Origin of the sequence: Sphingomonas sp. PP-CC-1A-547, from assembly GCF_003610375.1 — a bacterium.
Classification (GTDB): Bacteria; Pseudomonadota; Alphaproteobacteria; order Sphingomonadales; family Sphingomonadaceae; genus Sphingomonas.
This window is the reverse complement of the sequence record NZ_RAPZ01000011.1, coordinates 1-16,983: the sequence shown is the minus strand read 5'-3', so window position 1 is coordinate 16,983 and position 16,983 is coordinate 1. Positions and strand designations below refer to the sequence as shown.

The window sequence follows — 16,983 nt, the reverse complement described above, 5'->3', positions numbered from 1 at the left end:
TATCGATCTCAGCCGCCGTTCAGTTCTCGCCGGGATCGCCGCACTTGGTCCCGCAACACATGCGCTAGCGCAGAGCCCGATGGGGCTGGCGCGGGGCCCGGTGCAACCGACCTGGCAATCGCTGGTCGATCACTATCGCTACCCCGAGTGGTTCCGTGACGCGAAGCTCGGCCTGTGGTCGCATTGGGGGCCGCAATCGGTGCCCGAGCAGGGCGACTGGTACGGCAGATTCATGTATATGCAGGGCCACCCCGCCTACGAACATCACCTCAAGACCTATGGTCATCCGACCAAGTCGGGGATGATGGAGGTGATGAACCGCTGGACCGCGGAGCGTTGGAATCCCGACGCGCTGATCGCCCGCTATGCCAAGGCGGGGGCGAAATACTTCGTCTCGCTCGCCAATCATCACGACAATCTCGACTGCTACGACAGCCGCTATCACGCCTGGAATTCGCTCCGCGTCGGGCCGAAGCGCGATGTCGTCGGCACCTGGGAAAAGGCGGCGCGGAAAGCCGGGCTCAAGTTCGGCGTCTCGAACCACGCTGCGCATAGCTGGCACTGGTATCAGACCGCCTATGGCTATGATCCGACCGGTCCGCTGAAGGGCCAGCGCTATGATGCGTTCACACTGCGCACTGCCGATGGCCGCGGCACATGGTGGGACGGGCTCGACCCGCAACAGCTCTACACCGGCGCGCATGCGGTCCTGCCCAATGGCATCGACACGATCGCGGCGATGAACGCGTGGCACGACGCGAACGACGGCCAGTGGATCGAGACACCGCCGCCGAACGATCCGGGCTATGCCGCGAAATGGCTGCTGCGCCAGACCGACCTGATCGACAAGTACAAGCCCGACTTCTGCTATTTCGACGATTACGAGTTGCCGTTCGGCCCGATCGGGCTTCAGGCAGCGGCGGATTACTATAACCGCTCGATCGCGTGGCACGGCGAGATCGACGTGGTCCTGACCGCCAAGCAGTTGAAGCCCTATGCGCGGTTCGGGCTGGTGCAGGACGTCGAGCGCGGCTTCACCGATCATCTGTGGGACGAGCCGTGGCAGACCGATACATGCATCGGTGACTGGTTCTACAACGTCGCGCGGCTCACCGACAAAAGCTACAAGACCGCGGAACAGGTGATCCAGCGGCTTGCCGATGTCGTGTCGAAGAACGGCAACCTGCTGCTCTCGATTCCGCAGCCAGGCGACGGCTCGATCGACGGCGAGGAGGAGAAGATCCTCGACGGCATGAGCCGCTGGATCGCGGTCAACGACGAGGCGATCTTCGGCTCGCGGCCATGGCGCATCTACGGCGAGGGCCCGACCAAGCTGCAGGCCGGCATGCAGAACGAACAGTCTTCGGGCGTGTTCACGTCGCGCGACGTGCGCTTCACCACCAACAAGGGGGCGCTCTACGCGCTGTTCCTGGGCTGGCCGCAGGGCGACGTGACGATCGAGGCACTGGGACGCAACCGCTTCGCCGACGGCGTGGTCGAGCGCGTGACTTTACTCGGCGGCAACCGCGTGGCGCACCGCCGCGATGCACGCGGGCTGCACCTGACGATGCCTGCAAACCCCGGCGAGGGTTTCGTCCCCGTCCTGAAGCTGGAAGGCCGCGGCCTGGTCTAGCTTTCGACGATCCGCTCGTTCGAGCCGACCCTAGCGACGCATGCCAAGCGTTCGTGAGCGCCGGATTATCGCGCCGCGATCGGATCGCCGTAGAACAGGCCACGGCCGTCCGTGCCGATATAGACCCGCCCCTCGCGCCTGGGATCGCCGGAGATGACGCGGTAGCGGCCGCCCCAGCGATGCGCGTCATCGTCGATCCGCGCCCAGGACCGTCCTTGATCCACCGAGCGCCAGCCCCCCCGGACACCGGCGAGCGTGCCTATCGCGAACACACCGTTCCGGCCGAGACCGAAGAGTTCGACCCGCAGCTCACCATGCGCGGGCGCGAAGTTCGCACCGCCGTCGATGCTCCGGAACAGCCGTTCGCCCGCCAGCAGCCACAATGTTCCCGTGCGGTCGGGGTCGGCCACAAGGCCGCTTTGCGCTTCGCGACCTTGCCTGCCGACCGGCTTGAGATCGGCCGGCAGCCCTCGTGCCGCGACGACGGAGAAACTGGCTGCAGCATCGCGCGACACCAGCACCCGCCCATGCAGGACGTCGACCGCGTAGAAAATCCTTGGGTCGCGTTTGTCGGCAACCGCACGGATCTTGCCCGGCAGCCCGGCGACGATCGACCAATGGCGCCCAGCGTCGCGCGACACCTGCGGGACCGGGGTCGCTACGACCATCGTCGTGCCGTCAGCCGATACGGTGATCGGCCAATCGCCATTCAGGTCCTCGCGCCGCGGTGGGTTGCCCATCGGCGGCACGGTGATCTCGGTCCAGGTGCGGCCGCCGTCCTCCGACCGCCCCATCGACGCGTCCCGCGGCCTGTCAAGGTACAGACTGCCGCTTCGAACGACGACGTTCGGCGCCATCCCGGCGTAGTCGATGGTGTTGGTGTTCGACATGTACGGATCGACGAACGTCGGCCGCGGCGAGCGGTCGAGATCGTCGTGTACGAAACCGGCGAGATCACCGAACCCCGAGATCAACGGCGCGCCCCCGGTCGGCGACGCGAGCGTGATGATCGCCGTCTGTTCGATCCCGCGGGTCCAGGGCATCCAGTCAACCGCGCCCGACCGCCTGAGCGCGCGGGTCGCGTAGACCGTCGCGCCGGTCGTGTAGGCGACATGACCAGGATCGAACGGATCGATCGCAAGGCCGGAGATCCAGTGGCCGAAATCGGCACCCTTCCCCTCGTGCAACAGGAACGGCGTCGCCGACACGTCGCGCCGGCTGCGCGGCCCGACATCGTCCCAGCTTCGGCCGTCGTCGCGGCTGATCCAGAGCGAATCCCGGTGTTTGTAGCGGTCGACGGTGCTGACCGCGGTGGTTCCCGGCGACATCGCGGACACCGCGACGCCGAGGAATGCGCCCTCTGCCCCGGTATCGCGCCACGCGGCGGGGGTCACGTCGCGGCCGGTGCCGTCGCGATCGTAACGCCACACCGCGCCGGTCGCGATGCCGCTCGGCCCCAGCCCGCTCGCATAGCCGACCCACAGCACGCCCCGCGGATCGACGACGCCCTTGGCCGCGAGCAGCGCCGGCCCCGTCACCGCGACCCACGTCTCGCCGGCGTCGTCCGAACGATACAGATGCGTGGCGCCCGGATCGGCAACTCCGGCCCACACGCGCCGGGACGGTCGGCCTGCCCCGCCGCTGGTAGGATCGACCGCGACGAAGGCGACCCCGCCATGCGTCCGGCGAAAACCGGGGCGTCCCAGCCCCGCGACTGGAAAGCGCGCGACCTTTGCCCAGGTCGCGCCGGCATCGTCGCTGCGCCACAAGCCGTCGTGCCGCGAGCCGAAGAACAGCCGCCTCGTCGCATTGGGATCGATCGCGAGCCGCTCGCCGAGCCCGCGACCATCCTCGTTGCCGCCCATCGCGAACGGGACGGGCGTAATCTGCCAGGATCGTCCCCGGTCGGCGGATCGCAGGATTGCCGCGGGCTGGCTGGCACCCACCCCTGCCGCCATGTAGACGACATCGGGATCGCGGGGATCGGGCGCGATGCTTTCGATACCCATGTAGCTTGGCACCGCGTTACCGTCCTGCAGCGGCACCCAGCGCGCGATCTTTTGGTCCCAGCGATACGCGCCACCCATGTCGGTCCGGAGATAGGCGAGCCCCCGCTCCACCGCGCTGAAGACGATGTTGGGCGCATACCCGCCCGCGCCGACCGTCACGTTGGTCCAGCGATACGCCACCGCGTCAGGCGCGCGGGCGGACCCTGGCGTTGCGAGGGACGCCAGCAGCGACGCCGTCGTCGCGACGATGCGCAGCCGCTTTGTCGAAGCCAGCCGTCCGCCTGTGCGCCGCAACGGGATCATGCCGCCCGGTGCGTTCGTGCAGCGCAGTTTTGGGCGATGAACGCCTCGTGCGTCGGCATCGCCGCAGCTGTCTTGTCGATCACGTCCCGAACATGCGCCAGGAACCGCGCGGACTCGTCGGCCGGCAGCGCGCTGGCCAGGGGGTCGAACGACGCCGGCCGGATGCCTTGGCCAAGCAGCACCGCGATCCAGCCATCTGGGGTGAACAATTCCCCCTGTTCGCGAAACACCCGCGCCTTCCCCGACCAGAGCGCCAGCTTGGCCGACAGCGACGCCGGGATCGCCATCGTCCGGCACTGGTCCCAGAACGGCGAGTCCGATCGCTCGGTCGCGTGATAATGCAGGATGATGAAATCGCGGACCTGTTCGTATTCGCGCAGCATCACGCGGTTATACTCGTCGATCTCGGTCACGCCGAACCCCAGGTCGGGAAACAGGCTCATCAGTCGCGTAATGCCCGACTGGATCAAATGAATGCTGGTGGACTCGAGCGGCTCGAGAAAGCCGCCGGAGAGCCCGATCGCAACGCAGTTCCGCTCCCATAGCCGGTCCCGTCGACCTGCCTCGAAGCGCAACTGGCGTGGTTCGCCCAACGCCTCCCCTTCCAACCCCGCCAAAAGCGCGCGCCTTGCATCGTCGTCGTCGATGTGTGCGCTGGAATAGACGTACCCGTTGCCGACCCGGTGCTGAAGCGGGATGCGCCAGCGCCATCCGGCGGTATCGGCGGTCGCGCGCGTATACGGGGTCAGACCTCCCTGTCGCTGGCTCGGCACCGCCCAGGCCCGGTCGCATGGCAGCCAATGCTTCCAGCTCGTGAACGGAACGTCCAGCGCGTCGCCCAGCAGCAACGATCGGAAACCGCTGCAGTCGATGAACAATTCACCGTCGATGCGGTGATCGCCTTCGAGCCGCACCGCCTCGATGAATCCCGTCCCCGCGTCCCTCTCGACCGCGACCACGCGACCCTCGACGCGGACCACGCCGTCCTGCTCCGCCATGTCGCGCAGGAACTTCGCGTACAAGGCGGCATCGAAGTGGAACGCGTAGAACAAGGTCGACAGGACCGACTCGGGATTGGCGCTCGGCCGGGTGAACCGCCCGCGACGCGCTGCGACTGCCGACAGGCAATAGTCGCCGATCGGTCCCGGATCGGGGTTGCCCAACGCGGCCTGACGGAGCCAGAGCTGATGGAACGGCACCCCGCCGATATCACGGCCATGCGTACCGAACGGATGCAGATATGCGTCGCCGAGCCGAGCCCAGTCGCGAAACTCGATCCCCAGCTTGAACGTCGCGCCGGTCGCGCGGACGAACGCGTCTTCGTCGATCCCCAGCATGCGGTTGAAGTCGAGCAGCGGCGGGATCGTCGCCTCGCCGACACCGACTGTGCCGATCTCCTCGGATTCGACGAGCGTGACCGATACGCCGCTTGGCACCAGCCGCGACAGCGCAGCGGCGGTCATCCAGCCTGCGGTGCCGCCGCCGACGATGACGACCTTGGTGACCCTGCCCGCCCCGTTCCCCGCCGTCGCGTTGCCCGTCACGCTGCTGCTCGAGTGCCGAAGTTGCGGGTTTGAGCATAGCTGACGAGGTCGCGGTTCGACGGGAGATTCGCGATCGCGTAGCGCGCCTGACGCTGTACCTCGGCGAACGCACGCCGCGCATCCTCGTGATAGCGCAGGGCACCGGCTTTCGCGCTTAGGTCCGTCTTCCACCCCATGCCGTACAGCACATACTGCCAGCTCGCGTCGGTGAAGATGTCGACCTGTCCGTCGATGTCGAGCTCGTTGGGCGGCCGGAAGCGCCACCGGTCGAGCAGTTCCAGCAGGCTGTCGGGCACCGACGCGTCGGCCACGTTGTCGCGCCAGAACGCCGTGTCGCGCCGTTCCGAGATGCAATAATGGAGCTTGATGAAATCGAGCGCTCGCTCGTAGCGGCGGAGCATGTTCGCGTTGAACTGACGCGCGGACGTCTCGTAATCGCCGCCCCACGGGAACAGGTTGGCGATCATTCCCGCCGACACCTCTGCAAACGCGATGCCGGTCGCTTCGAGAGGCTCGAAGAAACCACTCGACAGCCCGACCGCGACGCAGTTCTTGTACCAGTTGACCTCGCGGTAGCCCGCATCGAACTTGAAATGGCGCACATCGGCCTTTTCACCCGCCGCGCCGAGATAGCCCCGCAGGACGCGCTCCGCCGTCTCGTCGTCGCCATGATCGGACGAGTAGACATGGCCGATGCCCCGCCGGCGATCGAGCCCGATATCCCAGATCCATCCGTTCTTCTGCGCGGTCGATATCGTGTAGGAGGCGATCGGATCGTCGGGCCGCGCATAGGGTAGCTGCGCCGCGATCGCGCGATCGCAGAACAGGACGTCCCGGCACGAGCGATACGGAACCTTCATCGCCTTGCCGATCAGTTCGGCGCGAAAGCCGGTGCAGTCGATATAAAGATCCGCGTCCAGAACGCCGTTCCGCTCGGTGCGCACGCCGCCGATCGCACCCTCGGCATCGAGCAGCACCTCGCTCACGGTGTCGGTCAGGTGCCGGACGCCGTTCTTCACCCCCTGCTCGCGCAACAGACCGGCCAGCGCGATGGCGTCGAAGTGGAACGCGTAGTTGAGCGGCCCGACATAATCGGGATTGGTCGGCAATTTGGGTGCGCGATGCCGGTCGGAGGCTTTTTTCTGCGGATTGGAGACCTCGTCCCAATTCTCCGGACCGCCATGCCCCAGCAGCCAATACGGCAGCAGGTCGAGGCCATCGCTTGAATCCGCGACCTGGAAGGGATGCGAGTAATGATCGGTTGCCCCCTGCCCCGGCGCGTGGCGCCAATGCACGAACTTCGCACCCTGCTTGAACGTCGCACCGCAGCGACGGATCAGGTCCGCCTCGTCGATCCCGATCGTCGCCAGCGTTCGCCGGATCGTCGGGAACGTCCCCTCACCGACGCCAAGGATCCCAATGTCTTGCGACTCGACAAGCGTGATCGCGACACCGCCCGGCAGGTCCGCGCCGAGCCGCTTGGCGAGATAGCCCGCGGTCAGCCACCCGGCGGTGCCACCGCCCACGATCAGGATCCGCTTGGTCATTACAGCCTCGCTTTGCTGCTCGCCGACACGGTGTCGGCGAGCAGCGTATCATCGTTAGAAGGCGAGGTTGATACCAGTGCTGATCCGACGATCAGCCTGGAACCAGCTACGCCCGACCAGCTTGCCGCCAGGGTAACCACCCATCAGCGTGCGCTGCGTCGACGCGGTCAGGTTGGTACCCTGCACGCCGAACGACAGATAGTCGGTCACCTTGAAGCGGACGCCGGCATCGATCGACCCGTAGTTGCCGCCATAGATCGGCAGCGCGATCTGGGTGGTGGGATCGAGGCCGCCATCCTGATTGCTGACGACGCCCGGCGCGCTGTAATAGGTATACGTACCGTTCGTGCCGTTGCTGTTCGTGGACAGCAGATATTGCGAGCGCCACGAGTACGCGATCCGCAACGAGATCGGATTGCGCTCATAAAGCAAAGTCGCGTTAAGGTTGTGCTTCGACAGACCCACCAGCGGCGCATCGTTCCTGCTGGCACCGGTGATATCGCGGTAGGCATCGCCCGGATTGCTGCTCTTGATGAACGTGTAGTTGCCCTCGAACCCGATACCGGCAAGCGCGCCCGGCAGCATGTCGAAGAAGAAGCGTCCCCCGACTTCGACGCCCTTTACCGTCGCCGCCTTGGTAGCGTTGCTATAGTCGGTCGCAGACGCCGAGACGTTCTCCGTCGTCCCGTCGGTGAACTGGACGGTGACCTGCCGGGTCGTCAGCGCATAGATTGGGAGGTTGGTCAGCCGCTTGTAGAACGGTGCGATGTGGAACGATGTGCCTGCACGCCCGTAATATTCGAGCGAGACGTCGAAGTTGTTCGACAGCGTCGGCTTCAGCAACGGATTGCCGGTGTCCGCGGTGAAGTTGTTGAACGTCCCGATACCGCCCGGAGTCTGGCTGGGCGTCGTCGCCACGCCGATCGACCCCGAGGCGCGCAGCGCGTTGAAGGTCGGCAGATCCATCGTGATGTTGTACCCGCCGCGCACCTTGATCCGGTCGGTCGGCGCATATTCGATATTGACCGACGGCAGAACGCGCGTGAAGTCCGCCTTGCCGCCGCGCGCGAGGAAGGTGTTCGCGAGCGAAACCTGAGCGCCATTGCGGATAAAGACAGTGCCGCCATTCTGCTGGATGAACCCGCTGCCCTCGTTCTCGATGTGCACGACCCGCACACCTACGTTACCGGAGATGCCACGAGCATCCCCCTGGGGCCCGAACCGCACCAGCGCATAGCCCGCGATGTTCTTGGTACGATTTTGCACCTCGTCGCCTGGGAGGACGAAGCCCGGTGCTCGGATCCCAGAAAGGCCGCCATAGCCAGTGGCCGGCAATGGGCCCTTGGACGAGCAATCGTTCCAGAGAGGATTGGAGACGTTCGGCGTAGCCGGGTTGTTGTCATCGTCGATAGTCGGGGGACCACAGAAGTTCGTCGGCGGCGACTGTACCAACCCGGTGCGATTGACGTTGAACCGGTCCGCCAGACTTTCCGACGCGAACATCAGGTTGCCCGGCAGGGTCGTGTCGCCGCGGAAGAAGTCCTTGAACGCGTGGCTGGCGACGTCGCCCGGTGCCGCGTTGGCATAGGTCAGCTGCGGATCGCCATTCCACCCGCGGCCGAGCGCCGCCCAGTTATAGCCGTTCGCAAGGTCGCGCTCAGTCCGCTTTGCATAGCGGCCGCCGACCTTGACCGACCGGAAGAAGCTGTCGTCGAACTTGTATTCGGCATCGAGCTGCCCGGCGTCCAGCCGACCCTTGTTGCGTTCGTTGTGCGGCATCGATGCCGTCCAGAAATAATTCGCTGGATTGGCGAAAGACGCCTGCGCCGCCGGACCGACGGTGATCTGCGGCAGGTCGCCAGTCAGGTCCATCCCGAAACTCTGGCCGAACCCGATGTCGCGGAAGATGTCGACGCGGTCGTAGATCTGGCGTGAATCGACACGCTGCAGCGATCCCTTTAGCGACAAATGACTGTCATCCGGCGCCCACGCGAACGACAGCGAGTAATCGCGTGTCCGCGTATTGCTCTCCACGAAACCCTTGTTGCCGCTGCTGTTGACCGAGCCGCCGGTAGGCAGGAACGTCCCCGTATCGCGATTGAACAGTGCGTTCGTCTTGGTTAGCAGGCCGTTGCTGTCGAACGTGCTGCTCGCCGGATCGACCGCCAGCGTCTGCGAATCGAGCTGCGTACCGTAGTCGCTCGACTGGCTCTTGTAGCGCGACTGGAAGAAGCTGCCGGTGAAGGTCAGCGAGTCGACCGGCTGCCACTGCGCCGCACCGTAGATGCCATAGCGCTTGTACTGGAACGCCTCGTCGCCATACGCGAAGCCGCTGGGGACGTACCGCTCGCTGCCATCGCCGAGCTTCGTCTTGAAATAGGGGCTGACGCGGATGAACTGCGACAGCGAGCTGAACTGGCTGAACGCGACGTCGCCGAGCAGGCCGATCCGGCCGATCGGCGTATCGAACGAGTCGGTGACCAGCACGGAGCCCGAAGGATCGGCCTTGTTCGCCATGTCGCCGAGCGCGAGCTCCCCGGTGCCCGCGATGTGGAACTTGCCGTTGAAGTCGAACGGCAGCTTGGTACGCAGATCGATCTGACCGCCGGTGCCGCCCTCGATCAGGTCCGCCGTCGATGCCTTGTAGACGTCGACCGCCGACATCAGCTCGGGTGTCACGTCGCTCCACAGGATCGCGCGGCCGTTGTTCGCGCTGAAGATCTCACGGCCGTTGAGACGCGATGCCACGCCGGTCAGGCCGCGGACCTGCACGCCCGAACCCTGGACGGAATAGTGATCGGGATCGCCGAGTGCTGCAAAGCGCACGATCGACACGCCCGAGACACGCTGAAGAACCTCGGTGATCGAGTTGTCGGGAAGCTTGCCGGCATCGTCGGCCACGATCGAGTCGACGATCGTCTCGCTGCGACGCTTGCGCTCATCCGCCGCCTCCAGTGCGGCGCGACGGCCGGTGACGACGATGTCACCATCGCCCTGGTCAGCGGCCGGATCGCCGGGACCCTGTCCCGGTGCTGCTGCCTGCGTCGTGTTCGGCGATATGGCCTGCGTCTCGGCCTGTGCCCAGGCATTGCCGCTAACGCCGGCAGCGAGCAGCGCTGCCAAGGACACACTAGCGCGCATTGCGGCTGCGGCATGCCAACGTCGACCGGAATCGGTAGTGAAAACGCTCATAAATCCCCCCCCATTATGCGACACCCTTTGGGACGCCACATCCTCTAGCTGCATCTTCTCGTCACGATGCTTCTACGCCGGCGTTAGCCCTAACACTATTATAGGACAATTGAATAATACGTCATCTTTTATGCAGCCTGCTCCGCCGCCGTGATGAGATCCCTTGGACAGCCGCAAGAGCGCGGCTTCGTCGCAATTACCCCTCATCTCGCTGCCATCGCTCCAAATTTCGCCTGTCGAGCCACGAGCCGTGGCCTGGATATTACCGGGCCTGCTTCGCCGCCCCGGCATTCCCCCGGAAACGGCAGGCTCTTGTTCCGGCACCGACCTCGGCATTATGTGGTTCGAACCAGGCGAACCGCATGGAATTGCCTTGATAAGGCTATCATCGTACGTCGACCGCTTCAGCGGGGTAGCACAGAATGCATTTTCGGTACGCAGCACGGGCATCCGCATTGGCAACCGGGATCGTTCTGGGCGTCTCAGTTCCCAGTGACGCGAGCGCGCAAAAGACTGCACCCCACGTCATTGCGGTCAACGTTCAGGGTAAAACCCAACCGCGAAATCGAATGGCGGAAATGTCCATCGGCGCGGATTATCCGGGCACGCTCATCCGTCATGATAGTCTGGAGCAACTGCGAACGGTGCAGAAGGAACTTCGCTTCCGACATATTCGCTTCCACAACATCTTTGCCGATCAACTGCATGTGTATCGGGAAGTTGCCGGCAAGCCCGTCTATGACTGGCGTCGTATTGATTATCTGTATGATAATTTGTTGAAGATGGACTTGAAGCCGTTTGTGGAACTCGGTTTCACGCCCGACGGCATGAAACAATCCGACCAAACGCTCTTTTACTGGAAGGGGAATACCTCCCACCCAGAGCCCGCAAAATGGACGACTTTGGTCGATGCATTCGTTCGCCATGCGGTGTCACGCTATGGGGCGAAGGAAGTGCGCAGTTGGTATTTCGAATTCTGGAACGAGCCGAACCTCGACGGTTTCTGGGAGAAAGCGGACCAGCAGGCGTATTTCGATTATTATGGCCGGACTGCGCGCACGATTAAGGCGATCGACCCACAGTTGCGCATCGGTGGACCGTCGACCGCGGGCGCGGCATGGATCCCCGAATTTCTCGCATACGCCAAGACGAACAGCGTTCCGGTCGACTTCATCACGACGCACACCTACGGCGTCGAAGGCGGTTTTCTGGACGAAAAGGGTGAGGGCGACAACAAACTCTCGCGTAATCCGGATGCTATTGTTCAGGATGTGCGTAAGGTTCGCAAGGAAATGGAAGCAGCCGGGCGATCCAGCCTTCCGCTCTTTTTCACCGAATGGAGTACCAGCTACAATCCGCGCGATCCCATTCACGATGATTATCTGAGCGCTGCGTACATCTTGTCGAAGCTCCATCGGACCGAGGGACTGGCGCAGGGCATGAGTTACTGGACTTACAGCGACTTGTTCGAAGAGCCGGGCCCACAAACCCGACCGTTCGAGGGCGGCTTCGGATTGATGACGCCGCAAGGCGTGCGCAAGGCATCGTGGTTCGCGTACAAGTATCTGGCGGATCTCGGCGACCGTGAATTTCCCACCGGCGATGATCAGACCATCGCCGCACTGAAGGATGGAACATTGCAGGTACTGGCCTGGCGAGCGGTGTTGCCAAATCAGCCCGTCAGCAATCGCCCGTTCTTTACCAAGCTGCGCAAGCCTGCACTGACCACGCCGCTCACGCTCGACCTGACAGGATTGAAGCCGGGATTATACCAGCTACGGACGCGGCGCACCGGCTTCCAGCAAAACGACGCGTATTCGACCTACCTAGAAATGGGCCGCCCTGCCAAGCTGACTGATGCGCAACTGCAAAAACTGCAAAGCGTTACGACCGACGCCCCGCTTATCAGCACTATTCATGTCCGCGCGGGAAAGCCTTATCGACTGACGCTACAAATGCGCGAACAAGACGTCGCGATGGTGGAACTGCGCCATAATTAACCACAATCGAGGACGCCTAAATTTATAGGGAATTCAACTCCCTTAAATCGTCGAAACTCGATAGTTTCGCCGACTCTACGGCACAGGAAACTGGCCACGAACCGGAGGTAGCAACCGTAACTCGGCAAGGATCGGGTCGATACTTGTCCTGAACAAGTCGCGTTGGCGATGCGCGAACAGCGCCGCACAGGCGCTGGCACGGGAAATTATCCTGGTCCGCATGGAAGGGGATGGCAGTAGAGGGCCGGCGCAACTGGTCAGGAAAGCCTGTGACTGGTTGATCAACGTCGATCCCGACCCGGCGGGGCACGTCATCGTAGCCCTTACCGATAGTGACGGCGAACCGTGACAATGCAGCGTTTCGATGCAAACGGTCAGCCGGGGACGACGACCTTTTATCCGATTTGCCCGAAGACAATCGTTTTTTGCAGGAGACCTCATCGCACGATGCGGGTCCAACGAACGACGAACGGTTGAACCCAAGCGCGCATGAGGTGACCATCAGCCCGCCCGGCCACCGGTTTCAGGAACGTGCCGTTGTCAGCAAGGCGGAGCGGCTGGGTAGCGCCTGTGCTTACGATGCCGCCAGCACCGTTCCCGGCGTTTTAACCGCATTAAAGACGCTCGAGTCCAGGATCAGCCGGTGCGAGACGATCTCGCTTTTTAACCAGGTATACTGTTTTATCGCCGCCACGGCCCATGTGAGTGTGCGCGTAATTCCAGACTGGCTCCTCCTCGTTTTTGACCGAGGATCAGCGTTCGCCCTCGCCTTCCCCAGCTTCGTTCTCGCCACCTTCATATTCGCCTTCGCCGCGCTGGCCCGCATGCTGTTGCGCGGCACGCGCGCGACGGGGATTGCGGACGACGTGGCGCGACTTGGTCGAGCGCACGACGTGGCGCCCCTCACCTTCGCCCTCACCCTCGCCGCGCTCGTTCTCGCCGCCTTCGCCGACCTGGTCGATGGACGGCGCCAGAGGTTTGGCTGCCGCTTCGGTCAGGATCCCCTGGCCGGACTGCGCGACGACGAAGGCGCCAACGCCCATCCACAATTTCGTACGCATACTAATTCCTTATTCGCCAATGCGTTGGCCACATGGCCTTGGACTGATAGGGACCCGTCCCGACGTCACGCCGACGCGACGAGAAACTTGATGTTGATCATGATTGCCAACGTTCTGGACGCCAACAATCTCCAGTCGTTGCGAGATAATCTCGGCAAGACGCGTTATGTCGATGGGCGCCGGACCGCTGGTCGCGAAGCCCGCCCGGTCAAGCGCAACGAGCAGGTCGACCGCGCCGACCCGCTGTTGGCCGTCATGCAGGACTTGGTGGTCGACCGGTTGCTCGCGAACCCGGTGTTCCGGATGGCCACACGGCCGCACGTGGTTCGCCCGCCGCTGTTCAGCCGCTACGAACCTGGCATGGCCTATGGCAGCCATGTCGACGACGCGATCATGGGCGGCATGCGCACCGACGTGTCCGTTACGATATTCCTGTCAGAGCCCGACACGTACGAAGGCGGTGAGCTGGTGATCGAGTCCGCGGCGGGCGAACAGGACGTGAAACTCGCGGCAGGCGATGCAGTGGTCTATCCGACGACGGCGCTGCACCGCGTCGCGCCGGTCGTATCCGGCGAGCGCCTCGCCGCCGTAACCTGGGTACGCAGCTTGATCCGCGATGCCGATGCCCGCGAACTCCTGTTCGATCTGGAAACGGCACGGCACGCCCTGTTCGACCGCCTTGGCAAGACGCCCGAACTGGACTTGCTGGCAAAGACACAGTCCAACCTGCTCAGGCGCTGGGCCGAAGATTAAGACTAACCTTTGGACCACTAGGTAACGCTAGACCCACATCCGGCCACTGAGAGTCTCTCGTTCATAGCCCAGACGCGGACGCCCGTTCATGTGCATTCACGGTCGGAACGGACTACGAGGCACTGAGGAATAGGGCTGTAACCCCAACACGGCTACCCGGATGTCGCGAACGGAGCGCAATGGGCCGGCAGAGGTCACTCCAGCCAGGCCAACGCAGCGTAGCGGAAACGGATGCCGGGAGCGAACTCGCTTGTTAGCGGCTCGCTCGCTTCGTCGCGCCAATCAGGCAGGCCGCTAGAGTGAGAGAGCAGGTAGCGAGGCGTGATCGACCGCGTCACGCCGTCGTCGATGAACGCGACATGCTCGGCCACTGGTCGATCCAGATCGATCAGGCCTTCCCGCACTATGTCATGAACCGCGACCGCCAGAACCACCTTGGACAGAGATGCTGCTTCGAACAGAGTTTCGGGTGTCGCGAGCACCGTATCAGCCTTTGCATAGCCGACCACATCGGACGAGATTGCTCCGGAGCCTTCCAGCACTGCCCAGCTCGCACCCCGTACGGACGCCAGGCCATTCAGGCCGGCAAGTTGGCAAGGGTGCTGGGCGTCGTCGCGGCTGATGCACCTGCCGCCACGGTTATAGCGAGCGCTCCGATGCACGGGGCAACGAGCATAACCCGCCTAGACACCAAATCCATTATCAACGCCCGTCAGCGACCTGCTTGCGACATAAAGGTTCTACGCGACTAGACTAGCCGAGCCCCCCGCCGCCGCCGACCGATCCGCGTCAGCGACGCCCCACAACTAGAAGCTCACGCCACTTCCCTCGCTTCCCAACTTCGGAAGCTGGTTCAACTTTGCGAATAACCGATTTTCAAGCCCGGCTATCCGCTCGCGAATGTTCTGATGGGAGGTTAGCGGAACGGCGGCTTTCTAGCGTTGACCCGACGATCAAGCCATTCCTACACCAGTCGCGCAACCCCGGCCTGACGCCTTGCGCTTCCGGTCAAGCACCGTAAGGCGCCCGTCCGGACGCAAGTGCCTGCAACGCGGCGACATGGCCCTTGAAAGCCTTTCGCCCCGCCGCGGTGGCGACGATCCAGGTTCGTTGCCGGGTGTTCACCGTCGCCTTTCGCAACTCGATGTACCCGGCATCGCCGAGTTGGGCGAGGTGCTTGGACAGCACCGAGTCGCTGACACCAAGGACGTCGCGGGCAATTCCGAACTCCATCTCGGTCACATCGGCCAACAGCGCCATGAGTTGCAGCCGCGCCGGGGGGTGGATCAGCGGATCAAGCAGCTCAACGCCCATGCAGCGCTCCATCCAGCTCCTGCCGGTACACCCGCTCCCACACGATGCTAATGATTGTAGCGAATACCACTATGCCGCTCCCGATCGCGACCGGCGCCCAGGTTAGGCCATAGCGTTTCTTCAGGACGATTGCGCCCACCAGCGCAGCCATCCCGACCAGCAGCATCGCAAACGTCACCCACCGCGTGCGCCCGGACCGATACCCGCTGACGAAGAATCCGTCCCGCCGCCGATCGCGAGCGACGACCATCGTGGTGGCTGCCATGCAAGCGGCCGCCACGATCACCGGCCATGGACCGGGCAGTGCATAGCCGGCAATCAGCCCGCCCAGCAGCAGCCCGACTGCGGCGTGGCGGGCGAAGGACCATTTCGCCCGCTCGGCCAACGCCCCGCGCGCCGTCCGCATCATCTCCAGCGACCGCGCCGCCTCCACTTGGTCCATGTACCATTCTCCCGCGAGCAGTCCGGTCGTTTTCTTCATCAGCAACTTACGGTTTGACAATCTGGAAAGCAACAGTCACTTTCCAATACGGAAACTGACATGACAGGAACGAACATGGTGCTTACATCGGCTTGGATCGCGGTCACGCTCGTCGGGGGGACGTGGTGGGTGCGGCGCGATATTACCGCGTACGCACGGTTCCAGACGCAATCCGACACGATGGCGCGACAGAGTCTCTATCGCCGATGGCTGATCGAGAGCTTCGTGGTTCTCGTTGGTGCAAGCTTAGTCAGCCTTTGGCTGGCGCACGCGCTCTGGCCCTTTGACGGATTCCCCTCGGCGTTCGCACCGGCGAGCCGGTTGCTAGCTTCCGGTAAGAAGATCTCCAGCGATAAATGGCTGTCGATCGCGATCGGCCTTTTCTTCGGTATCGTCCTATCGGTCGCCATCCAGTGGCGGCGGCTTAAGAGAAGCCTTTCGCCGCAAGCGAGCCCGGACCAGGCGCTCATTCCCCGCAACCGTCGCGAAGCCATGCTAGCGCTGTTGCTCAGCCTCAATGCCGGTTTCAGCGAGGAGCTGTTCTTCCGGCTGGCGCTTCCGCTGCTGCTCTTTCAAGTCACGGGCTCGCTCGCTGTCTCGTTTGCATTCTCGGTTTTGGCCTTCGGTCTGGCGCATGCGCATTATGGCTGGAAGGGAATGCTCGCCACCACGGCCGGCGGCGCACTGTTGACGGTTTACTACCTCCATCACGGATCGCTGCTGCGGGTCATGATCGCGCACGCGGTTATCGATATAGTTGCCTTCTTCATTCGCCCTGCGATCGCGGACTGGTTTATCTCGCGTAAAGCGCCGCGTTGGGCCGTCGCAGATTCGTGAGAAGATCGGCGTCTCCTTAACCGTGCAAGCAGGGCGAATTGTGCCTCCCTCTCCTAAGGTCAGGCTGCCTGAGCGAATGACAGGTTTTGGGCTTTACCCGCGCGCGTTTGAACGTCCGAAAGTGGGCGATCATCGCTAGAACGCCCTCTGCGGGCAGGACCCATAAGATGGTGTATCGCGGCGGCTGCATTTCGACAGCAGATGAGATTTGCAGCCCTTCACGTACGATGCCTGGATCGGGGTCGACCTGACCTCGTGCATCGAGGGAAGGAGTGAGAGCGATGACGCATTTCGTGGGTCTGGACGTCT

At 63.5% G+C, this 16,983-nt stretch carries 12 protein-coding genes; 4 read left to right on the top strand and 8 right to left on the bottom strand.

What is annotated here, in order from left to right:
- The first annotated feature begins 1 nt into the window (after nt 1).
- The gene (locus C8J39_RS06295; RefSeq protein ID WP_243649922.1) at nt 2–1,633 is read left to right on the top strand and encodes an alpha-L-fucosidase; all 1,632 of its coding nucleotides are present in this window, start codon (nt 2–4) and stop codon (nt 1,631–1,633) included.
- Nucleotides 1,634–1,698: 65 nt separating this feature from the next.
- Here the strand turns inward: C8J39_RS06295 and C8J39_RS06290 are convergent, their stop codons facing one another.
- The 4 genes from C8J39_RS06290 to C8J39_RS06275 are packed head-to-tail and all read right to left on the bottom strand — an operon-like array spanning nt 1,699 to nt 10,228.
- Nucleotides 1,699–3,945 (bottom strand): hypothetical protein, encoded by a 2,247-nt coding sequence (locus C8J39_RS06290; RefSeq protein ID WP_243649754.1) that lies wholly within the window; start codon nt 3,943–3,945, stop codon nt 1,699–1,701.
- Nucleotides 3,942–5,489 (bottom strand): tryptophan halogenase family protein, encoded by a 1,548-nt coding sequence (locus tag C8J39_RS06285; RefSeq protein WP_259457510.1) that lies wholly within the window; start codon nt 5,487–5,489, stop codon nt 3,942–3,944. Before C8J39_RS06285 ends, C8J39_RS06290 begins: the two co-directional genes overlap by 4 nt.
- Nucleotides 5,486–7,036 carry a tryptophan halogenase family protein gene (locus C8J39_RS06280; protein ID WP_120299776.1) on the bottom strand — a complete coding sequence of 517 codons (1,551 nt, stop codon included), beginning with the start codon at nt 7,034–7,036 and terminating at the stop codon, nt 5,486–5,488. The genes C8J39_RS06285 and C8J39_RS06280 overlap by 4 nt, the downstream gene beginning before the upstream one ends.
- A 54-nt stretch (nt 7,037–7,090) precedes the next feature.
- Nucleotides 7,091–10,228, bottom strand: coding sequence for a TonB-dependent receptor (locus tag C8J39_RS06275; RefSeq protein WP_183037946.1), 3,138 nt, complete (start codon nt 10,226–10,228; stop codon nt 7,091–7,093).
- A 455-nt stretch (nt 10,229–10,683) separates the two neighbouring features.
- Between C8J39_RS06275 and C8J39_RS06270 the strand changes: the two genes are divergently transcribed.
- On the top strand, nt 10,684–12,228 hold the full coding sequence (locus tag C8J39_RS06270; protein WP_243649752.1) for a GH39 family glycosyl hydrolase: 1,545 nt from the start codon (nt 10,684–10,686) through the stop codon (nt 12,226–12,228).
- A 752-nt stretch (nt 12,229–12,980) separates the two neighbouring features.
- Here the strand turns inward: C8J39_RS06270 and C8J39_RS18675 are convergent.
- Nucleotides 12,981–13,289, bottom strand: a complete 309-nt coding sequence (locus C8J39_RS18675) for a hypothetical protein (RefSeq protein ID WP_132833385.1) — start codon at nt 13,287–13,289, stop codon at nt 12,981–12,983.
- 90 nt (nt 13,290–13,379) lie between these two features.
- Here C8J39_RS18675 and C8J39_RS06260 point away from each other — a divergent pair, with 90 nt between their 5' ends.
- Nucleotides 13,380–14,042 (top strand): Fe2+-dependent dioxygenase, encoded by a 663-nt coding sequence (locus tag C8J39_RS06260; protein ID WP_120299772.1) that lies wholly within the window; start codon nt 13,380–13,382, stop codon nt 14,040–14,042.
- A gap of 194 nt (nt 14,043–14,236) precedes the next feature.
- On the opposite strand, the gene C8J39_RS06255 is transcribed toward C8J39_RS06260, so the two are convergent.
- From C8J39_RS06255 to C8J39_RS06245, 3 genes are all read right to left on the bottom strand, one after another.
- Nucleotides 14,237–14,614: a serine hydrolase domain-containing protein gene (locus tag C8J39_RS06255; protein WP_259457534.1), complete on the bottom strand. Its 378-nt coding sequence runs from the start codon at nt 14,612–14,614 to the stop codon at nt 14,237–14,239.
- Nucleotides 14,615–15,050: 436 nt separating this feature from the next.
- Nucleotides 15,051–15,356, bottom strand: coding sequence for a transcriptional regulator (locus C8J39_RS06250; RefSeq protein WP_120300431.1), 306 nt, complete (start codon nt 15,354–15,356; stop codon nt 15,051–15,053).
- Nucleotides 15,346–15,837, bottom strand: coding sequence for a hypothetical protein (locus C8J39_RS06245; RefSeq protein ID WP_120299771.1), 492 nt, complete (start codon nt 15,835–15,837; stop codon nt 15,346–15,348). The genes C8J39_RS06250 and C8J39_RS06245 overlap by 11 nt, the downstream gene beginning before the upstream one ends.
- Nucleotides 15,838–15,912: 75 nt before the next feature.
- On the opposite strand from C8J39_RS06245, the gene C8J39_RS18920 reads away from it, so the two are divergent.
- Nucleotides 15,913–16,674 carry a CPBP family intramembrane glutamic endopeptidase gene (locus C8J39_RS18920; RefSeq protein WP_207896942.1) on the top strand — a complete coding sequence of 254 codons (762 nt, stop codon included), beginning with the start codon at nt 15,913–15,915 and terminating at the stop codon, nt 16,672–16,674.
- Nucleotides 16,675–16,983: the final 309 nt, after the last annotated feature.

Coding starts and splice junctions, on each gene's coding strand:
- C8J39_RS06290 (WP_243649754.1), bottom strand. CDS start 3,945: ATGATCCCGTTGCGGCGCACAGGCGGACGGCTGGCTTCGACAAAGCGG.
- C8J39_RS06280 (WP_120299776.1), bottom strand. CDS start 7,036: ATGACCAAGCGGATCCTGATCGTGGGCGGTGGCACCGCCGGGTGGCTG.
- C8J39_RS06275 (WP_183037946.1), bottom strand. CDS start 10,228: ATGAGCGTTTTCACTACCGATTCCGGTCGACGTTGGCATGCCGCAGCC.
- C8J39_RS18675 (WP_132833385.1), bottom strand. CDS start 13,289: ATGCGTACGAAATTGTGGATGGGCGTTGGCGCCTTCGTCGTCGCGCAG.
- C8J39_RS06260 (WP_120299772.1), top strand. CDS start 13,380: ATGTTGATCATGATTGCCAACGTTCTGGACGCCAACAATCTCCAGTCG.
- C8J39_RS06250 (WP_120300431.1), bottom strand. CDS start 15,356: ATGGGCGTTGAGCTGCTTGATCCGCTGATCCACCCCCCGGCGCGGCTG.
- C8J39_RS06245 (WP_120299771.1), bottom strand. CDS start 15,837: ATGAAGAAAACGACCGGACTGCTCGCGGGAGAATGGTACATGGACCAA.
- C8J39_RS18920 (WP_207896942.1), top strand. CDS start 15,913: ATGGTGCTTACATCGGCTTGGATCGCGGTCACGCTCGTCGGGGGGACG.